Annotated in this window: 1 protein-coding gene; it reads right to left on the bottom strand. The window is 71.5% G+C overall.

What is annotated here, in order from left to right; genetic code table 11:
* The coding region (locus tag G3I78_RS48460; RefSeq protein WP_275424938.1) for a lyase family protein at positions 1–445 on the bottom strand (445 nt) is incomplete at both ends.

Raw genomic sequence — 445 nt, 5'->3', positions numbered from 1 at the left:
CGCCCTCGTTCCACTGGTCGCCCGCCAGCTCGCCGGTCATCGAGGCGTAGCCGCGCAGGATCACCATCAGGCCGTTGACGCGCTCGCAGGAGCGGGTGTTCATCTTGTGCGGCATCGCGGAGGAGCCGACCTGGCCGGGCTTGAAGCCCTCGGTGACCAGCTCGTGGCCGGCCATCAGGCGGATCGTCTTCGCGATCGACGAGGGAGCGGCGGCCAGCTGCACCAGGGCGGTGACCACGTCGTAGTCGAGCGAGCGCGGGTAGACCTGGCCGACGGAGGTGAAGGCCTGGGCGAAGCCGAGGTGGGCGGCGATCCGCTGCTCCAGGTCGGCCAGCTTCGCGGCGTCGCCGCCGAGCAGGTCGAGCATGTCCTGGGCGGTGCCGACCGGGCCCTTGATCCCGCGCAGCGGGTAACGGCCGAGCAGGTCCTCCAGCCGGTCGTAGGC

The sequence above is a fragment of the Streptomyces sp. SID13726 genome, from assembly GCF_010548375.1.
In the GTDB taxonomy this organism is placed as follows: domain Bacteria; phylum Actinomycetota; class Actinomycetes; order Streptomycetales; family Streptomycetaceae; genus Streptomyces.
This window is presented reverse-complemented; position numbering and strand designations above follow the sequence as displayed.